Genomic DNA, 19,641 nt, shown 5'->3' with positions numbered 1-19,641 from the left:
GTTATCCTTGCATCTGCGGTTTACGCGCGGTGACGTGAATGTAACGACCCAGGCTGACATACGGCTCCAGGCGACAGTAACGCGTTTCTAATTCAAGCAATATCTCATAACAGTCACGCTGCTGATGTTTCTCACGCAGATAATCATGAAACACGCGCACCCCGGTTTTCCCGGTGATCTGCCAGCCCATCTGTTCCAGCCACTGGTAAACCTCTCCTGGCTCACGCGGATAGTCTGGTGAAAGGGTACGCTTCTTACGTTTGGGCATCCCTATCTGCACGTAGTCAAAGTTCCCCGCCACCATGTTATGCATCAACAGGCCGTTGGCATTGTAGAACATTAATGACAGTACGCCACCGGGACGCAATACCGACCAAAGGGTCTCTAACACGCTGACCGGATCGGCGACCCACTCCAGCACAGCGTGAAACAATATCAGATCAACGGAGCTTTCCAAATGCGAAGCGACGTCCTGAGCAGCGCATTGTATAAAATGCATGTTGTGGCTCACACCTTTGGCTTCTGCCGCCCGTTGCGCACGGGCGATCATCTCACCGGAGACGTCACACAACGTCACGTGATGACCACGTTCTGCCATTTTAATGGCCGTTTGTCCTTCACCGCCGCCAGCGTCCAGCACACGCAGTGGTTGCGCGCCGAAGTCTGCCAGAATAAGGTCGAGATCCTGCCACAGGATCGCCTGCCTTAGCTGCCCTTTTGTGGTGCCGTAAATATTACGGGAAAACTTCTCAGCAATGTCATCAAAATTGCGATCCCGCATCGGGCTCTCCACAGGCTGGCTTAGCTGTTCTCTGATAAAACCGCTATTTTGTCACACCCGCGCGGAGAATGAACCTCTCTGGTGTAATATCACGATTATTCTTCTGCTGTATGGTCAAAAAAGGAACCAAAAAGGATGCTTTTTACGCTGAAGAAAGTGATTGGCGGCATGCTGTTGCCTCTCCCTTTTCTGCTCTTGATGATGGGTATCGGTCTGGCACTGCTGTGGTTTAGCCGTTTTCAGAAAACCGGCAAGGTATTTATCAGCCTCAGTTGGCTGGTACTGTTCCTGCTCAGCCTGCAACCCGTTGCAGACCATCTGCTGCGCCCGATAGAAAATAGCTACCCCACCTGGCAGGATACGCAGAAAGTTGAATACATCGTCGTGTTAGGCGGCGGCTATACCTGGAACCCGCAGTGGGCGCCCAGTTCTAACCTGATCAACAACAGTTTGCCGCGTCTAAATGAGGGAATACGTCTGTGGCGGGCTAACCCGGGTTCGAAATTGATTTTTACCGGCGCGAATGCCAAAACCAATCCGGTGAGTACGGCAGAAGTTGGCGCACGGGTGGCGCAATCGCTGGGGGTGCCGGAAGAGGATATCATCACACTCGACAAGCCTAAGGATACGGAGGAAGAAGCCGCTGCCGTGAAGCAGGCTATCGGCGACGCGCCATTCCTGCTGGTCACTTCAGCCTCTCATCTGCCGCGAGCAATGATTTTCTTTCAGCAGGCAGGGTTAAATCCGCTGCCGGCTCCGGCGAATCAACTGGCTATCGATTCCCCGTTGAATCCGTGGGAGCGGGCAATCCCCTCTCCCGTCTGGTTGATGCATAGCGATCGCGCAAGCTACGAGACGCTGGGGAGAGTCTGGCAGCGGTTGAAAGGCTCGTCAGGCGAGCCAGGGCAGGAGTGATTTCGCAGCGAGATCAAAATGAGATCGGTTAAAGCGCCCGGTATTGACCAGTTGCGCCACTTCATCCCATAACACGTATAACCAACGCCGCCAGATGAACGATTCCGCCACTGGCGCGCGTTGCAGGTAGTGCCAGAGTAGTCCTTCCGCCAGCGTGTTATCTACCAGCCGGAACAGTTCGTACTCCCGTGGTGCCCAGAGCATAATACCAGGCCCCACCATCGCCAGAAGCTGGTCGCTCCGGGCGTCTTTTAACATGCTGCGCAGACTGAAATTGCCATGCACCAGCACACAGTTGTCGTTAAAGCCGTCAAACAGCGCGGGCAGACATTCGCGGGTGCGAAACAGAATGCGCTTATCCTGCATGGTTAGCCCGGTGTTGTTGAACTGACTGAGCGTACTCCAGAGCACCTCAACCCGCTGACGATACCAGGAAGGCCAGATATTCTCCTGCGTATTGTCCACCGCACCGACACACCCCCGGCTATCCTGGCGGTGCCAGGCCAGTAACCCTTCGACAATCTGATCTTTGAGCTGCTCCCAACGCTCCGGCGTCCGGGCCGGCGCTTCAACGGGGACGCCACGCAGACGTTCCAGCAGTAAGACATCCGGACCGGGATGTTCATCGTGAGTCATCACCCCATAAATGACCGGCATTCGCACGGTGCCGCTACGCGCTAACATGGTGGTTTTCCAGGCCAGTTGTTGCGCGACCCCCGGCGTGGTGAAACTTTGGGCCATCAGCGGCATTGGGTTGCCCTGGCTGTCATAGAGCGACCACAGTGCTGTGTCGACTTTTTCATTCACGCATTCAATGCGGCTCAGTTTTTCGCCCAGTAAATGACTTAATTCGGCGCGCAGCTGTTCCATTCAGATTGCCCTCATAAAAGCTACTGCTTTTATAATGAGCGCCACACCGACGGATGTCACCCGGATGAGATCAATTGTTGAAAAGAAAAAGCGTGGAAAATCGTAACGGTACGACACTCCTCTCACTAAAGAGCGGAGTGTCGTAAAGAAAATTAACGCATTTCAGCGCGAACGCGCTCGAGGTCTTCTGCGGTATCAACACCGGTACCAGGCACCTCTTTTGCCACAGCCACGTGGATTTTTTCGCCGTACCACAGCACGCGGAGTTGCTCCAGCATCTCGATGTTTTCCAGCGGGCTGGGCTCCCAGCTCACATAGCGACGGATAAATCCGGCGCGATAGCCGTAAATGCCGAGGTGGCGCAGGAAATTATCGCCGACGGTCTCGCGACTTTTCGCAAAACGATCGCGATCCCAGGGGATCGTTGCACGCGAGAAATACAGCGCATAGCCTTCGGCATCCAGTACCACCTTCACTGCATTCGGATTGAACGCCTCTTCCGCGCTATGAATCGGTGCCGCGAGCGTGGCCATTCCAACCTGACGCTGCGCCAGGTTTTCTGCCACCTGGCGAATAATGATGGCCGGGATCATCGGCTCATCACCCTGCACATTGACAATCACGGTGTCATCACTGAAACCACACTTCTCAACCACTTCAGCCAGACGTTCTGTCCCGGACTGGTGATCGACGCGGGTCATGCACACTTCTCCACCCGCCACTTCAACGGCGCGTGCGACCTCTTCATGATCGGTCGCGACAATAATACGCTCAGCGCCGGATTCACGGGCGCGTTCCAGCACATGCACAATCATCGGTTTACCGTTGATGTCCTGCAACGGTTTACCCGGCAGACGCGTGGAGGCGTAGCGGGCAGGAATAATGACGACAAAACTCATGATTTACGCTCATCAGCCGCTAATACACGGGCCTCGGTTTCCAGCAAAACGGGAATGCCATCACGCAGCGGAAAAGCGAGGTTATCCAGTTTGCAGATCAGTTCTTGTTTTTCCTGGTTGTACCAGAGTTTGCCGTTACAGACCGGGCAGGCAACGATTTCAAGCAGTCGATGATCCATAGTTCCTCCAGATGGACCGGGTAATGAATGCAGAGATCTTATCATACTCGCTCATGCGACTGCGTCTATTTCCCACCCCTGTCGACATTGCGTAAATATCCCTGCCGGACAGCGGCCGAGCGTCACGCGAACGGCATTCTGCCAGCGGGCAAAATCGGTTATCGCCTGCTGTAGTCCATTTTGCAGCGTCACTCCTGGCTTTACGCCTTCTTGCAGATAGAGAGAAATCACTTCCAGTACGCCCGTCTTACGGTGCATTTTGGCGTCCATCCGCCCCACCAACTGACCCCGGTGCAGTAAAGGCAGGACAAAATAACCATACTGGCGCTTTGGGGCTGGCGTGTAGCACTCCAGCCGATAGCTGAAATCGAACAGTTGCTCCGCACGTTTGCGATCCCAAACCACCGGATCAAACGGCGACAGTACCGCGCTATGCGTCGCTGTCAGCTTGCCTGCCTGTGCCTGTTCAAGTAGCGGCAGCAAATCCGCATGCAACCACAGCCGACCAAGTTTTTCGACCTCTACCGGAATGATGTACTGCTGTTCAGCCCGCACGTCGCGCCAGTTTTGTAACTCAGGACGTTTCAGGCGGTAGTAATCTGCCAGCCACTGCTCACGAAAAATACCCAGGCTGCGCGCACTGTTGTCCAGCATGACGGATTCTGCTTGCGCCCGGGGTAGCAAATCGCGTTCATCATCCCAGTGTGGCATCACGCGATGCGTGAGATCGTACACGCGCTGGAAATTGCGACGCTCAATCACCATCACTTTTCCTGCCGTAAACAACCCTTCCAGATGCAGCTTGTGCGGCTTCCAGTCCCACCAGCCGCTGTTGCCTTTACGCGGATGCTCAAAGTCAGCCGAGCGTACCGGTCCATTTTGATGAATATGCTGCAACAGTTGCTCAATTTCGCCGGCATGCTCTTCCATCCACGCCGCCTGGTACTTCCAGCCCATTTTTTCAGGTGCCAGCATCCGGTGGCGTATCAGCGTAAAATCACTACGCGGCAGGAAACAGGCCTCATGGGCCCAGTACTCCATCAGTTCACCCTGTGCCAACGCATCATCCAGCCACTGTGGGGTGTAATTGCCCAGTCGACTGAACAACACAAGGTAGGGACTGCGGGCGACAATATTGATGGTATCGATTTGTAGCAGCGACATACGGGTAATCGTCGGCAGGATATCGCTTGCCAACGCGCGACGACGTGGTTTTTTTAACAATCCCTGGGCGGCGAGGTGAAGGTTACGGGCATCCGTAAGTGAGAGGTACGGCAACGACATTCATGATTCCCTCATTTGTACGCTGCCGTCATGGTGGTGCGCTAACGTGTCAGCGAGATCAATTTTTCGAGTAATGTCTCAGGTTCAGTCCCCGACAAATGTGCATCGACAGGAAGATACCACCAGTTGTCTTCGGCAAAGGCGCGGCACTTCACGGCGTCCTTCTCCGTCATGACCAGCGTTTGCGACCCGTTTAGTAGGCCGTTGACATCCTGCGAAGTCAATGCCTGATGATCCGCCAGAGGAGCACATTTTTGCGGCTGTACGCCACAAGACGCTAACGTGGCAAAAAAGCGTGGCGGATGACCAATACCGGCCATTGCCACGACATTTTGCAATTGCGCGACATCACGGCGCTCACCGGTACGCAGGTTCACAGCCTGTCCTGGCGCCAGATGCATCGGGATCTCACCCGCCTGTGGAATACCGCCATTGACAATAACCGCATCCACCGTTTTCAGGCGACCTGCTCGCTCCCGCATCGGACCTGCCGGTAGCCACCAGCCGTTGCCGAAGCGACGAACGCCATCAACCACCACAATCTCGACATCGCGCGCCAGACGGTAGTGCTGAAGACCATCATCAGTAACGATAATCTGCACATCGTGATGCGCCAGAATCGCTTTTACCGCGTCAGCCCGGTTGGGCGATACGGCAACTGGTGCGCTGGTGCGCTGATAAATCAGCACCGGCTCATCACCCGCTTCCGCCGTGGTGGTTTCGGCATTCAGCAGCAAGGGATAGGACGCGGCTTTGCCGCCATATCCACGAGAAACTACCCCAACGCGAAGACCGCGCTGCTGGAGTTGTTCCACCAACCAGATCACTACCGGCGTTTTGCCATTGCCACCTGCCGTCAAATTACCGACCACCACCACCGGCACCGGTGCGCGCCAGGCGCGTTTGATCCCGAGCGTGTAGCACAGGCGGATCGCCCCGCTCACCAGGCCGTATAACCAGGAAAGTGGGAGTAACAGTCGCCACAAGGGCGACTCACCGGACCAGATGCGTGCGATCATTGACCAAATTGCATTTTGTGCAGTTGCGCGTAGACGCCGCAGTGTTCCAGCAGCTCGTTGTGCGTACCGCGCTCCACAATCAGCCCATCTTCCACGACCACAATTTCATCGGCCTGTTCGATAGTTGAAAGGCGGTGCGCAATCACCAGCGAGGTGCGGTTTTTCTGCAGTTCGTCCAGCGCCGCCTGAATGGCGCGTTCAGATTCGGTATCCAGCGCTGACGTGGCTTCATCAAGGATCAGAATCGGGCTGTCACGCAGTAAGGCGCGCGCGATGGCGATACGTTGACGTTGACCACCGGAAAGCAGCACGCCGTTTTCACCGATCACCGTATCAAGGCCGTTATCCATCTTATTGATAAAGTCCATGGCATAAGCCATACGAGCCGCTTCTTCGATCTCCTCACGGCTATACTGCTCAGTTCGCGCGTAGGCGATGTTATTCGCCACCGTGTCGTTGAACAGATGTACGTTCTGCGACACCAGCGCGACCTGATTACGTAATGAGGCCAGGGTGTATTCCCGCAGATCGTGACCATCCATCAGGATTTCACCTTCATTGATGTCATAGAAACGCGTGATCAGACTGGCAATGGTTGATTTGCCGGAACCTGAACGCCCCACCAGCGCAACGGTTTTGCCCGCCGGAATTTTCAGGTTGATGTTACGCAGCGCCGGTACTTCGCGCCCCGGATAGGTAAAGGTGACATTGCGGAATTCCAGATCGCCGGTCGCACGCTCAATCACACGTTTACCTTCGTCTTTTTCCTGCTCGCTATCCAGGATGGCAAATAAAGTCTGGCATGCGGCCATCCCACGCTGGAACTGGGCGTTAACGTTAGTCAACGACTTCAACGGACGCATCAGGGCGATCATTGAGGAGAAGACCACGGTGATCGTCCCTGCCGTCAGGCTGTCCATCACGCTTGGGAAGCTAGCCGCGTACAGCACAAACGCCAGCGCCAGTGAAGCGATCAACTGGATGACAGGATCGGAAATGGAAGAAGCAGAAACCATCTTCATCCCCTGCAAACGCATCTTGTTACTGACTTTGTCGAAGCGCTTCGTTTCCACTCCCTGACCACCGAAGATCAGTACCTCTTTGTGGCCTTTCAGCATCTGCTCCGCGCTGGTTGTCACCTGCCCCATCGTATTCTGCATATTCTTACTGATAGCACGAAAACGTTTGGAGACTACGCGAATCGCGATCGACACAATAGGTGCCAGCACAACCAGGATTATCGACAATTGCCAGCTGTAATAGAACATCATGATGAACAGGCCGATAATCGATGCACCTTCACGCACAACGGTAATCAGCGCACCGGAAGACGAAGAGGCTACCTGTTCAGAATCATAAGTAATACGAGACAGCAGCGTCCCGGTAGACTGTTTGTCAAAGAAGGAAACCGGCATTCCCATCATATGACCGAACAGGCGACGACGCATGGTCATCACCACTTTGCCGGATACCCAGGAAATACAGTAGCTGGAGATATAGCTGGTAATACCACGTAAAATCATCAGCCCAATAACCACCAGCGGCATCCAAAGCAACACTGAGCGATCTGTTTTACCAAAACCATCGTCCAGTAATGGTTTGAGGAGCGATAACATGAAGGTATCGCTGGCCGCGTTGAGGATTAACGCAACACCCGCCACGATCAGACCCGATTTGAAAGGCGCAATGGTTGGCCACAGTCGGCGAAACGTCTGCCACGTAGAGAGATCTTTATCGTTATGCATTCAAGAAACCAGCATCTGTTGAAATAGCCGCATATTCTACCCGTTATCGTCTGACACGCCAAACCACTGATGATACCAACGAGGTAAAATTTGCTCCCGCAGGCTGATGGCCTGCCAGCCCTGTGTTGAAAAATCCAGCGAAATTTGCCCCTGATGCGGGGTATCACACCACCGGTAACCCTGTTGCAGATAGCGTTGCTTCACCTTCCATGACGGCAATCGCCAGGCGTTATAGCGTGAGGCGGAGACCAGCGCCACGTTGCCACTAACGCGCTGAAGTAGCGCCAGTGAAGAAGAGGTACTGCTGCCATGGTGTGGTACCTGGATTGCCGTCGCCGAAAGATGCTGCCAGTAATGACTGAGCATTTTCAGTTCCGCGGGGGACTCTATATCGCCCGTCAGCAGAATACTGTGCGTACCATCATCAATCTTTACGACGCAAGAGTGATTATTCCCCTGCGTCGGGTCTCCTTTCAACGGCCAGTGCACGCTAAAACGCAGTCCCTGCCATTGCCACGTCTCACCGCGGTAACACGGCAGATGCCCCTGCCAGCCTAACGGACTGCGCACCCAAAGCGCTGGCCAGGTTGTCTGCAAAGAGTGTAGTCCACCGCGATGGTCGAGATGCTCATGGCTGAGAATAATCCCCTCTGGTTGCAAGTGGTGCCAGCGCAGCCACGGAATGATTATCTGTTGGGCGCTGTCACCTCCCGGCCAGGCCAGCCCGGTATCGTAGAGTAACGCTTTACCATTACGGGCGATAACTATCGCTAACCCCTGCCCGACATCCAGCATGTGCACCTGCCAGGCGTCAGTGCGCACCGGACTCCAGAACGGCCAGCTCAGCAACGCCAGCGTCGCCAGACACAGGCCGGGGAAAACGCGCCAGGCGATAAATCGCCAACCGGGTAGCATCAACCAGGGGACAAAGACCAGCCACTGCCAACGGGCATCAATGTTGATCCACCCCGCAGGCAAGTGATTGAGCGCCCAGAATAGTGCAGCCAGTGAGCGATCGGCCAGATACCAGAGTCCGCCCTCAAGAAGCAGCGGACCAGTGAGATGGACCACCATTCCGGCGAGGATCAGCGGGACGCTGACAAACGTAACCAGCGGGACAGCAAACAGATTCGCAGCAAACGACGTCAGGCTGATACCGTGGAACAGTGCGATTTGTAGCGGCATAAGCAGCAAGGTAATCCCCAGTTGCAGATGTGCCAGTTCAACCAGCAAGCGCCCGGCACGTGATGTGGGACAGGCGGGGCAAGGAAACCATTGGTACCAGAATAACAGCGCCGCAACGGCAAAGGCCGAAAGCCACAGGCTTTGCGAGATCACGGCGACGGGATCAACAACCAGAATAGCCGCCAGACAGCAGCACCAGACTGACCATCCGCTCCATTGCCGCCCGCATAATTTCAGTGCCCCCCACACCAGCAGCGCCACCACCGTACGTAGCGCCGGAGGCTGTAACCCGGTCAGCCAGGCGTAAAACGCAGCGCAAATAAGCCCACCAATCACAGGATGTTGCCAGCGAATTGCACTGATCGGCAGCAGAAACTGCACGCCGCGAATCAGAGCTGCTGCCAGTAAAGCCGCAAAAGAGATATGCAGGCCAGAAATTGCCATCAGATGCGCCGTGCCGGTATCTCGCATGATCGCTTTGACTTCCTGTGGCACCAGCAGGCGCTCCCCCATCCCCAGACCTAGTATCACCTGCTGCCAGGGATAGTTTTCCAGAGAATCCGTTAACGAGGCAAGATAGCGCGCTCGCCAGCTGCATTTGCTGTCGACAATCTTTGCCTGTAAAAATCGGCCAGTGAGCGGCTGATGCTGTGCCAGGGCATAACGCTGACTATCAAATCCGCCGTCATTTAACTCGCCGTGCATGGCACGGACCTTCAGCGTCATCGCCCAACGTTGTCCCGCGCACGGCGCGATTGGCAAATATTGGTTATAAAGCACAATACCGACGGCAGGGAAAAGCCGATGCCCATTAAGATGCGTGATCAGCCCGGCATGTGTCGTCATGCTATCCGTGGCCGTCAGCTCAACGATGGTCTCCTGCGTGGCGGCGGGCAACGTATTTCCCGCCCACAGCGACTGTTTCGCCGCCATGACGCCCCAGAGAAAAAACAGCAGGAGAAGCCCAGCGTACTGTGCCACTTTCCAGCGGAGCAGACCGAGCAGACAGGCCAGCACAAACAGGATGCTAACAAGCCATTCCCCCGGCAGCGCAGGTAGCAAAAATAAAGGGAAAATACCCCCTAATGCACACAGACTGACCGTCGTTAATTTCATACACACCTCCGTGTTGGCGGCAGTGTGCAGGTCTGAGCCGGGATTGTCAGGAGGAGAATGAAGGATTTACGGCCATGATTCCGCGATTTTCATCGCCGCCCGGCAATGTGCAACATGAAATGCGAGCGGCATTCCAGGGTTGAAAAGCAGGCAAGAAAAAAGCACCGTAAAGGTGCTTTTCTGAGGTTACGTTGTGCGAAAAACTTAACCGTAAATATTGGCGCGATCGCGCAGTTCTTTACCCGGCTTAAAGTGCGGAACGTATTTCCCTTCCAGATCCACTTTGTCGCCAGTCTTCGGGTTACGCCCGGTACGTGGTGCACGGTAGTGCAAAGAAAAGCTGCCGAAACCGCGGATTTCAATACGCTCGCCCTGTGCAAGAGTCGAGGCCATATGCTCCAGCATCTCTTTGACCGCATCTTCAACCGCTTTCGCGGGAATATGAGATTGCTGAGTGGCAAGTCTTTCAATCAATTCTGACTTGGTCATGATTCCTCCGGTTCCAATAAGCTGCTGCTGTTGCATTGATTAAGGGCGGCCGTAGCCGCCCTTTGTCATTGATTACAGAACGAATTCTATAATCTGTCAAGTATTCTCATCTGACTTCGGGACGAAACCTCCCAAAGTATCAAAGAATTACTCGCCTTTAGCTGCTTTGAAAGCTTCAGCCATTGCGTTGTTGGAGAAGTTTGCATCTTCCTGTTTGTTAACAGTTGCGATGGCATCTTTCTCATCAGCTTCGTCTTTAGCACGAACAGACAGGCTGATTGCACGGTTCTTACGGTCAACGCCGGTGAATTTAGCTTCAACGTCGTCACCCACGCTCAGAACCAGGGTAGCGTCTTCAACGCGGTCACGGGATGCTTCAGAAGCGCGCAGGTAACCTTCAACGCCGTCAGCCAGTTCTACGGTTGCGCCTTTCGCGTCAACTGCAGTCACTTTACCGTTTACGATTGCGCCTTTCTTGTTCAGTGCAACCCAGTTGTTGAACGGATCTTCTGCCAGCTGTTTAACGCCCAGAGAGATACGCTCGCGCTCTGCGTCAACCTGCAGAACAACTGCTGCGATTTCGTCGCCTTTTTTGTATTCACGAACTGCTTCTTCGCCTGCAACGTTCCAGGAGATGTCAGACAGGTGAACCAGGCCGTCGATGCCGCCGTCCAGGCCGATGAAGATACCGAAGTCAGTGATAGACTTGATTTTACCTTCAACGCGGTCGCCCTTGTTGTGGGTTTCCGCGAACTGCTGCCATGGGTTAGATTTGCACTGCTTCAGGCCCAGGGAGATACGACGACGTTCTTCGTCGATATCCAGAACCATAACTTCCACTACGTCGCCAACGTTAACAACTTTGGACGGATGGATGTTTTTGTTGGTCCAGTCCATTTCGGAAACGTGAACCAGCCCTTCAACGCCTTCTTCGATTTCAACGAAGCAGCCGTAGTCGGTCAGGTTGGTTACGCGACCGGTCAGTTTAGTACCTTCCGGATAACGCTTAGCGATAGCTACCCACGGATCTTCGCCCAGCTGTTTCAGGCCCAGAGATACACGGGTACGTTCGCGGTCGAACTTCAGCACTTTAACAGTGATTTCGTCGCCAACGTTTACGATTTCGCTCGGATGCTTAACGCGTTTCCATGCCATATCGGTGATGTGCAGCAGGCCGTCAACGCCACCCAGGTCAACGAATGCACCGTAGTCAGTGAGGTTCTTAACGATACCTTTAACTTCCATGCCTTCCTGCAGGTTTTCCAGCAGCTGATCGCGCTCTGCGCTGTTTTCGGATTCGATCACGGCACGACGAGAAACAACAACGTTGTTGCGTTTCTGATCCAGCTTGATGACTTTGAATTCAAGCTCTTTGCCTTCCAGGTGCAGCGTATCGCGCACCGGACGAACGTCTACCAGTGAACCTGGCAGGAATGCACGAATACCGTTCAGCTCAACAGTGAAGCCGCCCTTAACTTTGCCGTTGATAACACCGGTAACAGTTTCAGCATCTTCGTAAGCTTTTTCCAGCGTGATCCATGCTTCGTGACGTTTCGCTTTTTCACGAGACAGCAGTGTTTCACCGAAGCCGTCTTCTACTGCATCCAGAGCAACATCAACTTCGTCGCCCACCTGGATTTCCAGTTCGCCAGCCGCGTTTTTGAACTGTTCTGCAGGAATTGCAGATTCAGATTTCAGGCCTGCATCAACCAGAACAACGTCTTTGTCGATAGCAACAACAACACCGCGAACGATGGAACCCGGACGGGTTTCGATTTCTTTTAAGGATTCTTCAAACAGTTGAGCAAAAGATTCAGTCATGTTTAATCTTCAGGTTTCATATTTAACGTCCACCTGGCTCCGTGCCGGATGGGGTTGTTTAACATACCCGCTGTCATTCCATTGCAACGGGGGTACTGCAAATTCGGTCGCTCTTAAGCGAGTGCCAGTTTTTGGCGCGCGTATTGTAGCGCTTTTTCAATCACTTGCTCAATGCTTAATCGTGTGGAATCTAAAACTAAAGCATCAGCAGCGGGAACCAACGGCGCTACAGCACGGTTTCGGTCGCGATCGTCACGTTCTTTGATCTCGGCCAAAAGGCGTTCAAAGTTAACACTAAAGCCCTTCTCCTGCAACTGTAGCATACGGCGATGTGCACGTTCTTCCGAGGAGGCGTCAAGGAAAATTTTGACCGGCGCATCCGGGAAAACCACCGTCCCCATATCACGTCCATCAGCGATCAGTCCCGGTGCTTCACGGAAAGCACGTTGACGACGCAGTAGTGCCTCACGTACGCGAGGGAATGCGGCGACCTGAGAGGCGGCATTGGCGACTTCCTGCGTACGGATTTCACCGCTGACGTCTTCCCCTTCAAGGATCACTTCCAGATTTCCGTCGGTTGAAACAAAGCGGACATCGAGATGGGTTGCCAGCGGAACCAGCGCGTCTTCCGATGCAACATCAACATGATGATGTAATGCCGCCAGCGCCAGCACGCGATAGATTGCGCCAGAGTCCAACAGATGCCATTGCAATGCTTCCGCCATCGCTTTGCACAAGGTGCCTTTTCCTGCACCGCTTGGGCCATCAATGGTAATTACCGGGGCAATTGCCGTCATCTTTATCTCCTTAAACAGGCGTTCTGTTAACGTAAACGCCGCGCATTATACGCGCCAACGCCCACAATCGTTAACGTTGTGTGCAAAAACCGATTTAGTCTGTCACCAGGTGAAGAATAATTGCGCAATTATAGCGGGCCGGGGAGAAACCAGCCCGAAAGATGACAATGTTTTACTTTTTATCTTCAGCGATACGGTCACGCATATGCTGAGCACGGTCGGCTGACGCCGGGTGGGAATCCATCAGGGATTTAGCGTGGCCGGCATCCATTGTGGCTAACTTATCGAATGCGCTCACTAACCCCTGCGTATTGATGCCACGTTTTTTCATCAGGTCATAGGAGAAGTCATCAGCCTCAGATTCCTGACTGCGGGAGAACGCCGAGTTGATCACCCCTTCAGCCAAATCGCCTAACTGCGACTGAGAGAGTTGTGAAGCCACGCCACTGGTGGCAGAAATAGCATCACGCGCGGCCAGGGTAGCATAAGCCGTCTGCATTGCTTTGCGGGAATGCCCTAAAGAGACGTGACCTAACTCGTGACCTAATACCCCTTCGATTTCATTATCGGTCATCAGATCCATCAAACCGGAATAAACGCGGACACAGCCGTTCGCCATTGCCCACGCATTGACGTCAGAAGTAATGTAGACCTTATAATCGACCGGAGTACCATCAATATTATTTCCCAGAGCTTTGGCAATCTTACCCAGACGCCTGGTGTATTTACTGCTTTTTCCCGCAAGTTGATTCTGGCTATCCATCTGTTTGCAGGCGTTGCTGGACAACGTTTTGACATCGGTATCAGAAAGCGTGGCTGCTTTATAGGCCGACATGCCCGAACTGGCGAGCATGTCACCATTAACGCCATTTTTACATCCCGCCAGCAGCGCTGCGGATACTGCAATAGTAATCAGGAGTGATTTATTTTTCATGCTAATCTTCCGTTGATATTTATAATAAAACACATATAAATCAAAATATTAAATCATCAACACGTTAGCATTAGCAGTAACAGGAAAAAAGTACAGATACAGACGATATCGCGCCAGCCAGTTGACCGGCGCGAAGAGAGAAATCAGGCAGGGGTACTGATACGCGCCAACTGTTCGAAATAGTCAGGGAAGGTTTTGGCGGTACATTTCGGGTCAAGGATCGTAACCGGCGTATCAGATAACGCCACCAGCGAGAAACACATCGCCATACGGTGATCGTTATAGGTGCTAATGTCGGCAAACTTCAGGTGTGCCGGCGGCGTGATGCGAATAAAATCATGCCCCTCTTCCACTTCCGCGCCGACTTTGCGCAGTTCGGTCGCCATCGCAAACAGACGGTCAGTTTCTTTCACCCGCCAGTTATAAATGTTGCGAAGCGTTGTCGTACCTTTGGCAAACAACGCGGCTGTCGCGATAGTCATGGCGGCATCCGGAATATGGTTCATGTCCATATCGATGGCATTCAGTTCGCCACGGGTACAGGCGATAAAGTCGTCACCCCAGGTGACGGTCGCGCCCATTTTCTCCAACACATCGGCAAAACGGATATCGCCCTGCATGCTGTTGCGGCCAATCCCGGTCACTTTCACCGTTCCACCTTTAATGGCGCCTGCCGCGAGGAAATAGGAGGCCGATGAAGCATCTCCTTCAACCAGATAATGACCTGGAGAGTGGTACTGCTGACCGCCTTTGACCACAAAGCGCTGATAGCTCTGGTTCTCTATCTCAACGCCAAAGGTTTTCATCAGGTTCAGCGTGATATCAATATACGGTTTCGACACCAGATCGCCTTTGATACTTATCACCGTATCCTGGGGTGCCAGAGGCGCGGTCATCAGCAGCGCAGTGAGAAACTGGCTGGAGACGCTGCCGTCAACCTCAACCTGTCCGCCGGTAAATCCGCCACGCAGTCGAAGCGGCGGATAGTTTTCCTGCTCCAGATACTCAATGTTCGCCCCGCCCTGACGCAGCGCATCCACCAGATGACCAATCGGGCGCTCTTTCATACGCGGTTCACCGGTCAGCACAATATCGTTTGCGCCAAGGCACAGTGCGGCGGCCAGCGGTCGCATTGCCGTTCCGGCATTGCCCAGAAACAGCTCTAATGCGCCTTCGGCGTGCAGCGGGCCTGCGTTACCCGTGATTTCACAGCGGGTGCGATCCGCAGAAAGAGTGTAATCAATCCCCAACGCACTCAGGGCATTGAGCATATGGCGAACGTCATCGCTGTCTAACATGTTGGTCAGCTCTGTGGTGCCATGCGCTAACGCCGCCAGTAACAGCGCGCGGTTTGATACGCTCTTCGAGCCTGGCAGATTAATCGTGCCATCGACCCGTGCGATGGGTTGTAACGTCAGGGATTCCATGAAACTCAACTCTCAAAAGACAGAAATAAAAACCCCACAGACAAGGCTGTGGGGATGAAAAGAGACACCTGATTAGCCGCGACGGCGCTCGAAATCAGTCATGAAATCGGCAAGCGCTTTTACCCCTTCCAGCGGCATCGCGTTATAAATGGAGGCACGCATTCCGCCGACAACGCGGTGGCCTTTCAGCGCGTGCAGGCCCGCAGCAAAAGACTCTTCCAGGAAGAGCTTATCCAGCGCGCTGTCAGCTAACTGGAACGGCACGTTCATACGTGAACGGTTCGCTTTCGCGACATCGTTACGATAGAAGTCACTGTTATCAATCACACCGTACAGCAGTTCTGCTTTTTGCTGATTGATTTTATCCATCGCCGCCACGCCACCATTGGCTTTCAGCCATTTGAACACCAGGCCGGAAAGATACCAGGCGAAGGTCGGCGGCGTATTGAACATCGAGTCATTGTCGTTCAGAACGGAATAATCGAGGATCGACGGACACGCCACATTCGCTTTACCCAGTAAATCTTCGCGTACGATGACGATAGTCAAACCCGCCGGGCCAATGTTCTTCTGTGCGCCCGCATAAATGATGCCATAGCGTGAAACATCCAGCGGTCCGGAGAGAATGGTTGAGGAGAAATCAGCGGTCACCACCACATCGGAACCAAAATTGGGCGTTTCGTTAATTGCGATGCCATCGATGGTTTCGTTCGGGCAGTAATGCAGATACGCTGCATCAGCAGAAGGCTGCCACTCACTCATCGGCTTCACGCCGCGCAGGCCATCGACCGAAACTTTGGCGTCAATCACATTCGGCGTGCAGTATTTTTTCGCTTCTTTGACGGCGCTGGCTGCCCAGTAGCCTGCATCAACGTAGTCTGCCGTGGTTTTGTCGCCCAGAATGTTCAGCGGAATGGCAGAAAACTGGCCGCGACCACCGCCGTGACAAAACAGCACTTTGTAGTTGGAGGGGATATTCAACAGATCGCGAAAATCCTGCTCCGCTTCTTGCGCGACCTGGATGAATTCTTTGCCGCGGTGGCTCACTTCCATGACGGACGTACCAAGACCGTTCCAGTCACAAAGATCCTTTTGAGCCAGTTTAAGCACGTCTGCCGGTAACATTGCCGGACCTGAACTAAAATTGAAGACCTGAGCCATTTCCCCTCACCACGTTGCGTTGTTATTAACCCAATCTCTTTTCGTACATGAACAGAGATTGGGTATAAGTTATTCCTGTGGATATCGGTTTTATCATTCAGTGACACGCGCCGCAATGGCTAAAACAAACTCGAGTAAAAATGAGTGTTCGCTCACACAACAGAATCTTCGGGATTGACGATAAAAGACCGATATTTTTGCTGTCAGACGACCCGTTTTGCCCGACTGGCCTTCGACCATTCTGGATTTTTACACCGCGGGCACGCCTGACGATCGCCGGCTTTCATTGTGATCACTTCACTGCATCGCACACAGGAATACTCTCCCGCTTCAGGAACGACTTTATAACGTTGCGTACAATACTTCGGCAAAATGCTCAAGCCAGGCTTTACCTCACTGTCTTCAAAGAAATAAACGCTGATCTGACCATTCGTTTCAAGGATCGCCAGGCGCACCTGTCCCAGTTGCTCAACGCCATTCAGTCGCAGCTCCATGAAAAACTCGAACTCGGTCATATTTGACTGGTTCAGTTTTTCCCACGCCAGCTCGCCATCTTCAATAATCACGACGGGCTTACCTTCCAGTAAATCTTCCAGTTTTTCACTGCGCGCCATCAGCCACATCACCAGACGGTACAGCAGCGCGAGGGTAATGAAGACCACCAGTACTGGCAACATCGGGACATCATCATAAAAGGCCACGTCACCCGCCGCCGACCCCAGCGTTAAAATAATCAGCACTTCGAAGAGCGACATCTGTCGCACGCCGCGTCGTCCTGTGAGTTTGAGAAACAGATAGACCAGTACGAAGGTATACAGACTGCGTAAAGCCACTTCACCGAGGAATTCCATCGGCACTTTATCGAGTGCCATCCGTTGTAAATCAAACGCTTTCATTTTTATGCTCTTATGGTGGATCACTGCCTACAAGCATAGCCAAAACTTTTATTTGCGCCGCGTCAGTGGCGGCGATAGCGTCAGTCACGTAAAACCCGTATCATTGCGCGCTTTCCGTACGACAAAAGTGATTTTCATGACGCAAACATTTATTCCCGGCAAAGACGCCGCACTGGAAGACTCCATCGCTCGCTTCCAGCAAAAACTGCTCGACCTCGGTTTCCATATTGAAGAGGCCTCGTGGCTGAACCCGGTGCCGAATGTCTGGTCCGTACACATTCGCGATAAAGAGTGTGCGCTGTGCTTTACCAACGGCAAAGGGGCGACGAAAAAGGCCGCGCTGGCCTCGGCGTTGGGCGAATATTTTGAGCGTCTGTCAACCAACTATTTCTTTGCCGATTTCTGGCTGGGTGAAACCATCGCTAATGGCCCGTTCGTGCATTATCCGAACGAGAAATGGTTCCCGCTGACCGAAAATGATGACGTACCGGACGGTCTGCTGGATGCCCGCCTGCGTGCCTTCTACGATCCCGAGAACGAACTGACCGGTAGCATGCTGATCGACCTGCAGTCTGGCAACGAAGAGCGTGGTATCTGCGGCCTGCCGTTTACCCGCCAGTCGGATAACCAGACCGTCTATATTCCAATGAACATTATCGGCAACCTGTACGTCTCAAACGGGATGTCCGCCGGTAACACCCGTAACGAAGCGCGCGTGCAAGGGTTATCTGAAGTCTTTGAACGTTATGTGAAGAATCGCATTATTGCCGAAAGCATCAGCCTGCCGGAAATTCCGGCCGACGTGCTGGCACGCTACCCGGCGGTAGTGGAATCTATTGCAACGCTGGAAGCGGAAGGTTTCCCCATCTTTGCTTACGACGGTTCTCTGGGCGGTCAGTATCCGGTGATCTGCGTTGTGCTGTTCAATCCGGCTAACGGCACCTGCTTCGCCTCTTTCGGCGCACATCCTGATTTTGGCGTCGCACTGGAACGTACCGTGACGGAACTGCTGCAGGGCCGTGGTCTGAAAGATCTCGACGTCTTCACGCCGCCGACCTTCGACGATGAAGAAGTGGCTGAGCATACCAACCTGGAAACACACTTCATTGACTCCAGCGGTCTGATCTCCTGGGATCTGTTCAAGCAGGATGCCGACTACCCGTTCGTTGACTGGAGTTTCTCCGGTACCACAGAAGAAGAGTTTGCCACCCTGATGGCGATCTTCAACGCGGAAGATAAAGAGGTGTACATCGCCGATTACGAACATCTCGGTGTCTACGCCTGTCGGATCATCGTTCCGGGGATGTCTGATATTTATCCTGCTGAAGATCTGTGGTTAGCCAATAACGCCATGGGCGTCCATCTGCGCGAGACCCTGCTCTCACTGCCGAATAGTCGCTGGGATAAAGAAGACTATCTCAACCTGATTGAGCAACTCGATGAAGAAGGGTTTGATGATTTCACCCGCGTTCGTGAACTGTTAGGCCTGGCTACCGGTTCAGATAACGGCTGGTACACCCTGCGTATTGGGGAACTGAAAGCGATGCTGGCGCTGGCAGGTGGTGATCTGGAACAGGCACTGATCTGGACCGAATGGACGATGGAATTTAATACGTCGATCTTTAGCGCCGAGCGGGCGAATTATTACCGTTGCCTGCAAACGCTGTTACTGCTGTCGCAGGAAGAAGAACGTGAACCGCTGCAATATCTGAACGCGTTTGTCCGTATGTATGGCGCAAATGCCGTCGAAGCCGCCAGTGCAGCATTGAGCGGTGAAGCCGCCTTTTATGGTCTGCAGCCGGTTGACAGCGATCTGCACGCATTCGCATCACACCAGTCGCTGTTGAAGGCCTATGAGAAGTTGCAGCGTGCAAAATCTTCATTTTGGTCAAAATAAAGCCAATCAACCTACGCTGAGTAGGTTTAAATAATCGTCTGGGCTATATTACGGGGCGCGCTAAGCGCCCCTTTTTATTTATTTTTGAATACCCCAAAATAAATGTAATAACAAGGTTAAATGTTGGTAGTTGATATTACATAATTTAATGGATAGTTGTTACTTTATCTGCCAATTACTCCATATTAATTAACTGGCTAACAGACGTAGGAAGGAAAATTTTCAA

At 53.3% G+C, this 19,641-nt stretch carries 17 protein-coding genes; 2 read left to right on the top strand and 15 right to left on the bottom strand.

Annotated elements, in window-relative coordinates:
• Position 1: 1 nt before the first annotated feature.
• Positions 2 to 781: a tRNA uridine 5-oxyacetic acid(34) methyltransferase CmoM gene (gene cmoM / locus HVX64_RS09190; RefSeq protein WP_043001185.1), complete on the bottom strand. Its 780-nt coding sequence runs from the start codon at positions 779 to 781 to the stop codon at positions 2 to 4.
• Between the two features lie 135 nt (positions 782 to 916).
• Here cmoM and elyC point away from each other — a divergent pair, with 135 nt between their 5' ends.
• Positions 917 to 1,696, top strand: coding sequence for an envelope biogenesis factor ElyC (elyC, locus tag HVX64_RS09185; RefSeq protein WP_044256330.1), 780 nt, complete (start codon positions 917 to 919; stop codon positions 1,694 to 1,696).
• On the opposite strand, the gene HVX64_RS09180 is transcribed toward elyC, so the two are convergent.
• The 14 genes from HVX64_RS09180 to HVX64_RS09115 form a co-directional block, all read right to left on the bottom strand.
• Positions 1,673 to 2,566 carry a YcbJ family phosphotransferase gene (locus HVX64_RS09180; RefSeq protein ID WP_044256333.1) on the bottom strand — a complete coding sequence of 298 codons (894 nt, stop codon included), beginning with the start codon at positions 2,564 to 2,566 and terminating at the stop codon, positions 1,673 to 1,675. The genes elyC and HVX64_RS09180 overlap by 24 nt on opposite strands.
• 152 nt (positions 2,567 to 2,718) lie before the next feature.
• Positions 2,719 to 3,465 carry a 3-deoxy-manno-octulosonate cytidylyltransferase gene (gene kdsB, locus HVX64_RS09175; protein ID WP_043001188.1) on the bottom strand — a complete coding sequence of 249 codons (747 nt, stop codon included), beginning with the start codon at positions 3,463 to 3,465 and terminating at the stop codon, positions 2,719 to 2,721.
• Positions 3,462 to 3,644: a protein YcaR gene (ycaR, locus tag HVX64_RS09170; protein WP_042320194.1), complete on the bottom strand. Its 183-nt coding sequence runs from the start codon at positions 3,642 to 3,644 to the stop codon at positions 3,462 to 3,464. The genes kdsB and ycaR overlap by 4 nt, the downstream gene beginning before the upstream one ends.
• Before the next feature lie 51 nt (positions 3,645 to 3,695).
• Positions 3,696 to 4,928 carry a winged helix-turn-helix domain-containing protein gene (locus tag HVX64_RS09165; protein WP_044265759.1) on the bottom strand — a complete coding sequence of 411 codons (1,233 nt, stop codon included), beginning with the start codon at positions 4,926 to 4,928 and terminating at the stop codon, positions 3,696 to 3,698.
• Between the two features lie 41 nt (positions 4,929 to 4,969).
• Positions 4,970 to 5,947 (bottom strand): tetraacyldisaccharide 4'-kinase, encoded by a 978-nt coding sequence (gene lpxK / locus HVX64_RS09160; RefSeq protein ID WP_044256338.1) that lies wholly within the window; start codon positions 5,945 to 5,947, stop codon positions 4,970 to 4,972.
• On the bottom strand, positions 5,944 to 7,692 hold the full coding sequence (msbA, locus tag HVX64_RS09155) for a lipid A ABC transporter ATP-binding protein/permease MsbA (RefSeq protein WP_044256340.1): 1,749 nt from the start codon (positions 7,690 to 7,692) through the stop codon (positions 5,944 to 5,946). The genes lpxK and msbA overlap by 4 nt, the downstream gene beginning before the upstream one ends.
• A gap of 36 nt (positions 7,693 to 7,728) precedes the next feature.
• Positions 7,729 to 9,993, bottom strand: a complete 2,265-nt coding sequence (locus tag HVX64_RS09150) for a ComEC family protein (RefSeq protein WP_044256341.1) — start codon at positions 9,991 to 9,993, stop codon at positions 7,729 to 7,731.
• Between the two features lie 204 nt (positions 9,994 to 10,197).
• Positions 10,198 to 10,482, bottom strand: coding sequence for an integration host factor subunit beta (ihfB, locus tag HVX64_RS09145; RefSeq protein WP_002463068.1), 285 nt, complete (start codon positions 10,480 to 10,482; stop codon positions 10,198 to 10,200).
• 147 nt (positions 10,483 to 10,629) lie between these two features.
• Positions 10,630 to 12,303, bottom strand: coding sequence for a 30S ribosomal protein S1 (gene rpsA, locus HVX64_RS09140; RefSeq protein WP_042320207.1), 1,674 nt, complete (start codon positions 12,301 to 12,303; stop codon positions 10,630 to 10,632).
• Between the two features lie 113 nt (positions 12,304 to 12,416).
• Positions 12,417 to 13,100: a (d)CMP kinase gene (gene cmk, locus HVX64_RS09135; protein ID WP_042320210.1), complete on the bottom strand. Its 684-nt coding sequence runs from the start codon at positions 13,098 to 13,100 to the stop codon at positions 12,417 to 12,419.
• Positions 13,101 to 13,272: 172 nt separating this feature from the next.
• Positions 13,273 to 14,034: a M48 family metallopeptidase gene (locus HVX64_RS09130; RefSeq protein WP_043001193.1), complete on the bottom strand. Its 762-nt coding sequence runs from the start codon at positions 14,032 to 14,034 to the stop codon at positions 13,273 to 13,275.
• Positions 14,035 to 14,177: 143 nt separating this feature from the next.
• On the bottom strand, positions 14,178 to 15,461 hold the full coding sequence (gene aroA / locus HVX64_RS09125) for a 3-phosphoshikimate 1-carboxyvinyltransferase (protein WP_181825386.1): 1,284 nt from the start codon (positions 15,459 to 15,461) through the stop codon (positions 14,178 to 14,180).
• 72 nt (positions 15,462 to 15,533) lie between these two features.
• A complete protein-coding gene (serC, locus tag HVX64_RS09120) occupies positions 15,534 to 16,622 on the bottom strand; it encodes a 3-phosphoserine/phosphohydroxythreonine transaminase (protein WP_043001195.1) in 1,089 nt (362 codons plus the stop codon).
• A gap of 203 nt (positions 16,623 to 16,825) precedes the next feature.
• Positions 16,826 to 17,518 carry a DUF421 domain-containing protein gene (locus HVX64_RS09115; protein WP_043001196.1) on the bottom strand — a complete coding sequence of 231 codons (693 nt, stop codon included), beginning with the start codon at positions 17,516 to 17,518 and terminating at the stop codon, positions 16,826 to 16,828.
• 136 nt (positions 17,519 to 17,654) lie between these two features.
• Here HVX64_RS09115 and ycaO point away from each other — a divergent pair, with 136 nt between their 5' ends.
• A complete protein-coding gene (ycaO, locus tag HVX64_RS09110; RefSeq protein ID WP_043001976.1) occupies positions 17,655 to 19,415 on the top strand; it encodes a 30S ribosomal protein S12 methylthiotransferase accessory factor YcaO in 1,761 nt (586 codons plus the stop codon).
• Positions 19,416 to 19,641: the final 226 nt, after the last annotated feature.

This window comes from Citrobacter sp. RHB20-C16 (genome assembly GCF_013890155.1).
In the GTDB taxonomy this organism is placed as follows: Bacteria; Pseudomonadota; Gammaproteobacteria; order Enterobacterales; family Enterobacteriaceae; genus Citrobacter_A; species Citrobacter_A amalonaticus.
Note: the sequence above shows the minus strand (reverse complement) of the source record. Positions and strands in the feature narration are given on the sequence as shown.

What these genes read in the sequence shown, in the direction of transcription:
- HVX64_RS09165 (WP_044265759.1), bottom strand. Translation starts at nt 4,928, where the DNA reads ATGTCGTTGCCGTACCTCTCACTTACGGATGCCCGTAACCTTCACCTC.
- cmoM (WP_043001185.1), bottom strand. Translation starts at nt 781, where the DNA reads ATGCGGGATCGCAATTTTGATGACATTGCTGAGAAGTTTTCCCGTAAT.
- msbA (WP_044256340.1), bottom strand. Translation starts at nt 7,692, where the DNA reads ATGCATAACGATAAAGATCTCTCTACGTGGCAGACGTTTCGCCGACTG.
- kdsB (WP_043001188.1), bottom strand. Translation starts at nt 3,465, where the DNA reads ATGAGTTTTGTCGTCATTATTCCTGCCCGCTACGCCTCCACGCGTCTG.
- rpsA (WP_042320207.1), bottom strand. Translation starts at nt 12,303, where the DNA reads ATGACTGAATCTTTTGCTCAACTGTTTGAAGAATCCTTAAAAGAAATC.
- cmk (WP_042320210.1), bottom strand. Translation starts at nt 13,100, where the DNA reads ATGACGGCAATTGCCCCGGTAATTACCATTGATGGCCCAAGCGGTGCA.
- HVX64_RS09150 (WP_044256341.1), bottom strand. Translation starts at nt 9,993, where the DNA reads ATGAAATTAACGACGGTCAGTCTGTGTGCATTAGGGGGTATTTTCCCT.
- elyC (WP_044256330.1), top strand. Translation starts at nt 917, where the DNA reads ATGCTTTTTACGCTGAAGAAAGTGATTGGCGGCATGCTGTTGCCTCTC.
- HVX64_RS09115 (WP_043001196.1), bottom strand. Translation starts at nt 17,518, where the DNA reads ATGAAAGCGTTTGATTTACAACGGATGGCACTCGATAAAGTGCCGATG.
- ihfB (WP_002463068.1), bottom strand. Translation starts at nt 10,482, where the DNA reads ATGACCAAGTCAGAATTGATTGAAAGACTTGCCACTCAGCAATCTCAT.
- lpxK (WP_044256338.1), bottom strand. Translation starts at nt 5,947, where the DNA reads ATGATCGCACGCATCTGGTCCGGTGAGTCGCCCTTGTGGCGACTGTTA.
- HVX64_RS09130 (WP_043001193.1), bottom strand. Translation starts at nt 14,034, where the DNA reads ATGAAAAATAAATCACTCCTGATTACTATTGCAGTATCCGCAGCGCTG.
- serC (WP_043001195.1), bottom strand. Translation starts at nt 16,622, where the DNA reads ATGGCTCAGGTCTTCAATTTTAGTTCAGGTCCGGCAATGTTACCGGCA.
- ycaO (WP_043001976.1), top strand. Translation starts at nt 17,655, where the DNA reads ATGACGCAAACATTTATTCCCGGCAAAGACGCCGCACTGGAAGACTCC.
- ycaR (WP_042320194.1), bottom strand. Translation starts at nt 3,644, where the DNA reads ATGGATCATCGACTGCTTGAAATCGTTGCCTGCCCGGTCTGTAACGGC.
- aroA (WP_181825386.1), bottom strand. Translation starts at nt 15,461, where the DNA reads ATGGAATCCCTGACGTTACAACCCATCGCACGGGTCGATGGCACGATT.
- HVX64_RS09180 (WP_044256333.1), bottom strand. Translation starts at nt 2,566, where the DNA reads ATGGAACAGCTGCGCGCCGAATTAAGTCATTTACTGGGCGAAAAACTG.